At 66.8% G+C, this 7589-nt stretch carries 9 protein-coding genes; 8 read left to right on the top strand and 1 reads right to left on the bottom strand.

Annotated elements, in window-relative coordinates:
- The first annotated feature begins 162 nt into the window (after positions 1-162).
- Genes ACE3N9_RS16325 through ACE3N9_RS16295 form a run of 7 tightly spaced genes read left to right on the top strand, consistent with a single transcriptional unit; the run spans position 163 to position 6810 of the window.
- A complete protein-coding gene (locus ACE3N9_RS16325) occupies positions 163-1104 on the top strand; it encodes an alpha/beta hydrolase (RefSeq protein WP_374285510.1) in 942 nt (313 codons plus the stop codon).
- A gap of 10 nt (positions 1105-1114) precedes the next feature.
- Positions 1115-2467 carry a M48 family metalloprotease gene (locus ACE3N9_RS16320; protein ID WP_374285514.1) on the top strand — a complete coding sequence of 451 codons (1353 nt, stop codon included), beginning with the start codon at positions 1115-1117 and terminating at the stop codon, positions 2465-2467.
- Between the two features lie 10 nt (positions 2468-2477).
- The gene (locus ACE3N9_RS16315) at positions 2478-3194 is read left to right on the top strand and encodes a DsbA family protein (protein WP_374285508.1); all 717 of its coding nucleotides are present in this window, start codon (positions 2478-2480) and stop codon (positions 3192-3194) included.
- 42 nt (positions 3195-3236) lie between these two features.
- Entirely contained in the window at positions 3237-4397 is a 1161-nt protein-coding gene (locus tag ACE3N9_RS16310; RefSeq protein WP_374285507.1) for a sensor histidine kinase, read from the top strand.
- 16 nt (positions 4398-4413) lie between these two features.
- Positions 4414-5208 (top strand): LytR/AlgR family response regulator transcription factor, encoded by a 795-nt coding sequence (locus ACE3N9_RS16305; RefSeq protein WP_374285505.1) that lies wholly within the window; start codon positions 4414-4416, stop codon positions 5206-5208.
- A gap of 40 nt (positions 5209-5248) precedes the next feature.
- Positions 5249-6109 (top strand): carboxylating nicotinate-nucleotide diphosphorylase, encoded by an 861-nt coding sequence (gene nadC, locus ACE3N9_RS16300; protein WP_374285503.1) that lies wholly within the window; start codon positions 5249-5251, stop codon positions 6107-6109.
- Positions 6106-6810, top strand: coding sequence for a ribonuclease T (locus tag ACE3N9_RS16295; protein ID WP_374285501.1), 705 nt, complete (start codon positions 6106-6108; stop codon positions 6808-6810). The genes nadC and ACE3N9_RS16295 overlap by 4 nt, the downstream gene beginning before the upstream one ends.
- On the opposite strand, the gene ACE3N9_RS16290 is transcribed toward ACE3N9_RS16295, so the two are convergent.
- Positions 6807-7268 (bottom strand): nucleoside deaminase, encoded by a 462-nt coding sequence (locus tag ACE3N9_RS16290; protein ID WP_374285499.1) that lies wholly within the window; start codon positions 7266-7268, stop codon positions 6807-6809. The two genes, ACE3N9_RS16295 and ACE3N9_RS16290, sit on opposite strands and share 4 nt — an antisense overlap.
- 208 nt (positions 7269-7476) lie before the next feature.
- On the opposite strand from ACE3N9_RS16290, the gene rpmB reads away from it, so the two are divergent.
- Positions 7477-7589 (top strand): 50S ribosomal protein L28 (gene rpmB / locus ACE3N9_RS16285; RefSeq protein ID WP_374285512.1); only part of this gene is annotated, 113 nt, incomplete at its 3' end.

Here is a 7589-nt window from a genome sequence, read left to right as displayed (position 1 = left end):
CACTCCCCCGGCCCAACCACCCGTTCAAGGTACCCTGTGGGTGGTTGGGCCGGGGGAGTGGGCCGGCCAGGCCAAGCTGATCGCGGAGGCGATCAGCACACCAAACAAGGACTCCCACTTTAACCCTTGCCGCCGCCACCGGGGGCGTTAGTCCTGCCGCCCATGTCACGCTGGAAACCGGGAAAATTGGGCTGGACCGTCATCACCTTTGCCGCGCTGGCTGCCCTGCTGGGCGGGACGTTCGTCTACGGCGTGCGCAATCACGGGCTGGCGATGCTCGACTGGGCCGACCGCACTTTGGGCGGGACCGAAGGGATGCGCCAGGTGGTCGATGGGCAGCCCTATGGCCCGCTGCCGGCGCAGAGGCTGGACGTGTTCGTGCCCGACACGCCGGGGCCGCATCCGCTGCTGGTCTGGGTGCCGGGCGGCGGCTGGCACAGCGGGACGGCGGGGGAATACCACTTCATCGGCCGCAATTTCGCGCGGATGGGCTATGTCACGGTGCTGGCGGGATACCGGCTGGTGCCGGACGGGATCTATCCCCGGATGCTGGAAGACAGCGCGGCGGCGGTGCGCTTCGCGCTGGGCCATGCGGACGATTGGGGCGCCGATCCGCAGCGGCTGTTCCTGATGGGACAGTCCGCCGGGGCCTATAACGTGGTCATGCTGGGGCTGGAGCGGCAGTGGCTGGGCCGCGCCGGGGTGCCCGAAGGCGCGGTCAAGGGCGTGATCGGCCTGTCGGGGCCGTATGACTTTCACCCGTTCACATCGGATTCGGCGCGCGCCGCCTTTGGCCACGCGCCCGATCCGGCGCTGACCCAGCCGATCAACCACGTTCGCGCCGATGCCCCGCCGATGCTGCTGCTGACGGGGGACCGCGACACCACGGTCAAGCCGCGCAATTCGCTGGCCCTGGCCAAGGCGCTGACCGAAGTGGGCCGGCCGACCCAGGCGGTGGTAATCGCCGGGCTGAACCACGAGGACACGGTCAAGCTGCTGGCCCATCCGTTCAACCGCGACCGGCGCGAACTGAACGCGGTGCTGGCCTTCCTGGCCCAGCACGGCGCGCCGCCTTCAGCCGCGGTTAAGGACGGGCGCGACTAGAATGGCCGTAATGCGCCTGCTGTCCCGCCTGATCGCCGCCGTGCTTGCCGTGGGGCTGGTAACCCAGCCGGTCATGGCGCAATCGATCCTGCGCGATGCGGAAACCGAAGCCCTGCTGCACGACATGGCCGTGCCGCTGGTCGCCGCCGCCGGGCTCGATCCGAAGAACGTCGACATCGTGATGATCGGCGACAATTCGATCAACGCCTTCGTTGCGGGCGGGCAGGCGGTCTACGTCCATTCCGGGCTGATCAACGCCGCGACCAGCGCGAACGAAGTGCAGGGCGTGATCGCGCACGAGCTGGGCCACATCACCGGCGGCCACGTTATCAGCGATGGCGGCAGCAAGGCGGCGACCGGCATTTCGATCCTGTCGCTGCTGCTCAGCGCCGCCGCCGCCGCCGCCGGGGCCGGCGACGCGGCGATGGGCGTTTTCATGGCCGGGCAGCAGGCCGCGCTGGGCAAGTACCTGGCCTTCAGCCGCAGCCAGGAATCGAGCGCGGACGCCGCCGGGGCGCAATACCTGTCGAAAGCGGGTATTTCCGGGCGCGGCTCGCTCAGCTTCTTCAAGAAGCTGCAGAACATGGAATACCGCTATGGCTTTACCCGCAACGCCGACAGCGAATTCTATTCGACCCACCCGATGACCGCCGACCGCCTGGCCACGCTGGAAGACACCTACAAGGTCGATCCGGCCTGGACCAAGCCCAACGATCCCGCGCTGGAAGCCCGGTTCCAGCGGGTCAAGGCCAAGCTGTACGGCTATGTCGCCGAACCGCAGGCAACCTTGCGCGACTATCCGTTGAGCATGACCGGCGTGCCCGCGCGCTATGCCCGCGCCTATGCCTGGCACAAGGACGCGCTGATGGACAAGGCGATGGCCGAAACCGACGCCTTGCTGGCGACCGCGCCCAACGATCCCTATTTCATGGAACTGAAGGGCCAGATCCTGCTGGAAAGCGGCAGGCCCGCCGATGCCCTGCCGCCGCTGCGCCGCGCGGTGGAACTGACCGGCAACCAGCCGCTGATCGCCACCACCTTTGGCCACGCCCTGATCGCCACCGAAGACCCGGCCAATTTCAAGGAGGCCGAACGCGTGCTGAAGGCCGCCGTGGCGCGCGACCGGGAAAACCCCTTCGCCTGGTATCAACTGGGCGTGGTCTATGAAGCCAATGGCGACAGTGCCCGCGCCCGGCTGGCCAGCGCCGAACAGCAGGTGATGAGCCTGCAGATGCCCCAGGCGCTGCGCAGCGCCGAAGCGGCCGAAGCGATGCTGCCCAAGGGCAGCGCCGACTGGCTGCGTGCGCAGGATATTGCCATGCAGGCGCGCGCGGCGATTGAACGCAAGGGCAAACGCAGGTAGCGCGGGCATCATGGCTGAACGCAAAACCACGCAATCGCTGCTGCTGACCCTGTGCGGGCTGATGCTGCTGGTCATCGGGGCTGCCGGCGGCTGGTGGTTCGAAAGCCGCCGCACTGCCGAAGTGGTCAAGAAGACCATCCTCGAAAACCCCGAAATCCTGCCCCAGGCGATGCAGGAACTGCAAAAGCGCGAGAATGCGAAATCGCTGGCCAGCGTCTCGGACGCGGTGTTCACGCCGTTTCCGGGCTCGGTCCTGGGCAATCCGCAGGGCAAGGTGACGCTGGTGGAATTCACCGATTTCGCCTGCACCTATTGCCGCTCCAGCGTGGCTGACGTGGAAGCACTGATCAAGGAGCACCCCGACCTCAAGGTGGTGGTGCGCCAGATGCCGATCCTTTCGCCGCAAAGCGCGCTGGCCGCGCAGTGGGGCCTGGCCGCGGCCGAACAGGGCCGCTACGGCGCGTTCCACCACGCGATGTTCGCCGCCGGCCGCCCCGACCCGGCCACGATCGAGGCCGCCGCCCGCGCAGCCGGGCTGGACCTTGACCGGGCGCGCAAGTTCCTGGCCGATCCGCGCGTGGTCAAGGAAATCGAAGGCAACCTGACCTTCGCCCGCAGCCTGGGCTTCGAAGGCACACCATCGTGGGTGATCGGCGAGCAGATGTTCGGCGGCGCGGTGGGCAAGGACGTGCTGGCCAAGGCGATTGCCGAGGCGCGCGGGGCCTGATCCTGTTCCCCTGCCGGTCCATTATCTGCTAGGGTAGACCCCATGGCCGTGCTGCCCTTTCGCCCGACCCCGTTCTTCGCCAACAAGAACCGCGCCTTCTGGCGGCTGCAGGCGGTCGGCTGGGGCGGGGCGATGCTGCTGCGCGCGATGTCGGGCATCGCCAATGGCCTGGCGCTGTCCTACCTCGTGCTGGTCCTGCTGCAGACCATCACCGGCTTTTCGATCACCCTGATCCTGTCGGTGATCTACCGCCAGCTGATCAACCGCCGCCCGATCATCACCTGGGGGGTGACCGCGGTGATCCTGCCGTTCGCGGTGGCGCTCTACGCTTTCATCGATGCCTGGGTGAACGGGCTCTATTATGGCGACACGGCGGTCGGCTTTGCCCAGCGCTTCATCGGCGGCTTCTATATCGACGCGACCCTGCTGATGAGCTGGTCGGCGCTCTATTACGCGATCAACTTCTTCCTGCAGATCGAGGAACAGAACGACCAGCTGATCCGGCTGGAAAACCAGGCCACCCAGGCCCAGCTGGCGATGCTGCGCTATCAGCTCAACCCGCACTTCCTGTTCAACACGCTCAATTCGATCTCGACCCTGGTGCTGCTGAAACAGACCGAGCCGGCCAATGCCATGCTCAGCCGCCTGTCGAGCTTCCTGCGCTATACCCTGGTCAACGAACCGACCGGCCGCGTCACCGTGGCGCAGGAAGTGGAGACGCTGAAGCTCTACCTCGACATCGAACGCATGCGGTTTGAAGAACGCCTGCGCACCAGTTTCCGGATCGATCCGGTCACCGAACCGGCGCTGCTGCCGTCGCTGCTGCTCCAGCCGCTGGTCGAAAACGCGATCAAATATGCGGTCAGCCCGCAGGAGGCCGGGGCCGAAATCACCATCGCGGCACAGCTCGTCGGCCAGAACCTTCGCATTACCGTCTCCGACACCGGGCCGGGATTGCAATCGGGCGCGGCCAGCAACAGATTGAGCGGCGTGACATTCGACGGCGGCGAACCTGTATCCACCGGAGTGGGCCTGGCCAACATCCGTGACCGGCTGGCCCAGGCTTATGGCGAAGATCACCGGTTCGAAACGATGGAACCGCCCGAAGGCGGCTTCGCCGTGCTGATCGAATTGCCGTACGAGCGGCGCGAGCCCACCCCCCCGGGCTTCGCCGCGGACCATCGCCCTGCCCTGCCGGGCTGAAAGAGTATTCCCAGCCATGACCATCCGCACGATCATCGTCGACGATGAAAAGCTCGCGATCCAGGGGCTGATGCTGCGCCTGCAGAAGTTCCCGGATGTCGAGATCATCGACACCTGCAACAACGGCCGCGAGGCGATCCGCAAGATCAAGACCGAAAAGCCCGACCTGGTGTTCCTCGACATCCAGATGCCGGGGTTCGACGGCTTTTCCGTGGTCAAGGGGGTGATGGAGATCGAACCCCCGCTGATCGTCTTCGTCACTGCCTACCAGGAACACGCCGTCCGCGCGTTCGAGGCGAATGCGGTCAACTACCTGATGAAGCCGGTGGACGAGGACAAGCTGGCCGACACGCTGGAACGCGTGCGCCTGCGCCTCAGCGAAAAGCACGCCGCCGAGGAAGCCGAAAAGCTGAAGATCGTGCTGGCCGAAGTGGCCCCCGACGCGATCGAGGCGATGCCCGACGATGGCGAAACCACCGCGCGCTACGAAAAGCTCATCAACATCAAGGACCGCGGGCAGATCTTCCGGGTGGACGTCGATTCGATCGAATATGTCGAGGCGGCGGGCGACTACATGTGCATCTACACCGGCGACAACAGCTACATCCTGCGCGAAACGATGAAGGACCTGGAACGCCGGCTCGATCCGCGCGCGTTCCAGCGGGTCCACCGCTCGACCATCGTCAACCTCGACAAGGTCCGCCAGGTCAAGCCGCACACCAATGGCGAATGCTTCCTGGTGCTGGAATCGGGCGCGCAGCTGAAAGTCAGCCGCTCCTACCGCGACGTGGTGGCGCGCTTCGTGCATTGACCGGCTTGACCCGGCCGGGCCGGGCGCTAGTCCCTGGGGCATGACCCAGTTTACCCTGACCGGCTTCGACCTGGACGCTTTCGTCCGCGCCACTCTGGACGAGGACCTTGGCCTTGGCCTGCCCGGCGGCGGGCATGACGTGACCAGCGAAAGCGTGATCCCGGCGGATGCGCGCTTTTCCGGCGTGATGGACAGCCGCGATGCGATCACCGTCGCCGGCCTGCCGGTCGCCGCCGGGTTCTTCCGCGCTCTCGACCCCGCGATGGAGATCGAACTGCTGGTCGAAGAAGGCGCGCAAGTGGCCGCCGGGACCGACCTGATGCGCCTGTCGGGCAATGCCCGCGCCATGCTGACGGCGGAACGCAGCGCGCTCAACACCGTGCAGCACCTCTCGGGCGTGGCCACGCTGACCCGGCAATACGTCGATGCAATGCAGGGCAACGCCACCCTGCTCGACACCCGCAAGACCATTCCGGGCCTGCGCCACCTCGAAAAGTATGCCGTGCGCATGGGCGGGGCGCAGAACCACCGCATGGGGCTGTGGGACGCGGCGATGATCAAGGACAACCACGTCGCCGTGGCCGGCGGCGTGACCGAGGCGGTCGCCCGCGCCAAGGCCGCCGGGGTCAAGTGGATCATCTGCGAGGTCGACCATATCGACCAGATCGAACCCGCGCTGGCCGGCGGCACCAGTCACCTCTTGTGCGACAACATGACCCCCGCCCAGCTGCGCGAGGCGGTGGCCCTGGTCGCGGGCCGCGTGCCGATCGAGGCATCGGGCGGGGTGCGGCTCGATACCATCGCCGAAATCGCCGCGACCGGCGTCACCTATGTCTCGGTCGGACGGCTGACGCAAAGCGCGCCCGCAGCGGACATCGGGCTGGACTTCACCCCGCTATGAAAGCTGCCCTGGCGCTGATCGCGCTGGCCCTGCCCGCCCCGGTCCTGGCGCAAGCCTATCAGTGCAAGGCGCCGCCGAGCGTAACCATGCCGCGCGCCGTCCAGCCCGACGGGCCGACCCGCCGCTCGGCCATCACCGGCTATACTCTGGCGGTCAGCTGGTCGCCCGAATTCTGCCGCGGCGGCAAGGCGGCGAGCGATCCCGACAACTACCAGTGCAACGGCGCGATCGGGCGATTCGGCTTCGTCCTGCACGGGCTGTGGCCCGACAGCGGCAGCGGCAAGTATCCGCAGTGGTGCGCGCTGACCCCGCGCCCGACCGAACAAGACATCAAGGCCAACCTGTGCATGACCCCGGTGCCCTGGCTGCTCGAACACGAATGGGCCAAGCACGGCAGCTGCATGGCCAAGACCCCGGCAGCCTATTTCAAGGTCGCGTCGATCCTGTGGAACTCGGTCCGCCTGCCCGATGCCGACGCCCTGTCGCGCAAGCCCGGGTTGACCATGGGCGATCTGCGCCAGGCTTTCATCGCCGCCAATCCCGGCTGGCGGCAGGACCAGATCGGGATCCGCGCCAGCAACGGCGGCTGGCTGCGCGAAATTCAGCTGTGCTATGGCAAGGACTTCAAGCCGACCCGGTGCGAGCCGCGCACTTACGGCCCGAAGAACGACGTGCCGCTGAAAGTGTGGCGCGGGCTTTAAGGCTGGCGCTTGCCGGCGAAGAACGTCTTCAGCAGGGCCGCCGCCTCGCCCTCGCCCATCCCGGAATAGACTTCGGGGCGGTGCAGGCACTGCGGCTGGTCGAACACCCGCGCGCCGTGTTCCACCGCCCCGCCCTTGGGATCGCTGGCGGCGTAATAGAGCCGGGCGATTCGCGCATGGCTGATCGCGCCCGCGCACATCGGGCACGGCTCCAGCGTGACCCACAGCTCGCATTCGCCCAGCCGCTCGCTGCCCAGCACCCGCGCCGCTTCGCGAATCGCCAGCACTTCGGCATGGGCGGTGGGATCGCACAGCCCGCGCGGCTGGTTGTGGGCCCGGGCAATCACCTGCCCGTCCTTCACCACCACCGCGCCGATCGGCACTTCCCCTGCCGATTCGCCCGCGCGCGCCTCTTGCAGCGCCGCTTGCATCGGTTCAGGCAGGGGCCAACGGCTCATCCCTGAAGGGATTAGAGTCCCTGGCCGGGTGCGGCAAGGACATCCGTCCTTGCCTTGGCAACACCGGCCCGCGCGGACCGGTGTTGCCAAGGAATCTGCGGAGGCAGATCCCGCTCAAAACCAAGACTCAGCTTGACCAAGCAAGGGTGAATCGGTATGCGCGCGCCTTCTCCCGTCATGGGCAGCAATTTTCGAAGCGAGTGAAGCCATGTCCCGTATTTGCGAACTGACCGGCAAGGGTCGCCAGGTCGGCCACAACGTCAGCCACGCCAACAACAAGACCAAGCGCGTCTTCCTGCCCAACCTGCAGAACGTCACGCT

It is taken from the genome of Novosphingobium sp. (assembly GCF_041905565.1).
Lineage (GTDB): Bacteria > Pseudomonadota > Alphaproteobacteria > Sphingomonadales > Sphingomonadaceae > Novosphingobium.
Note: the sequence above shows the minus strand (reverse complement) of the source record. Positions and strands in the feature narration are given on the sequence as shown.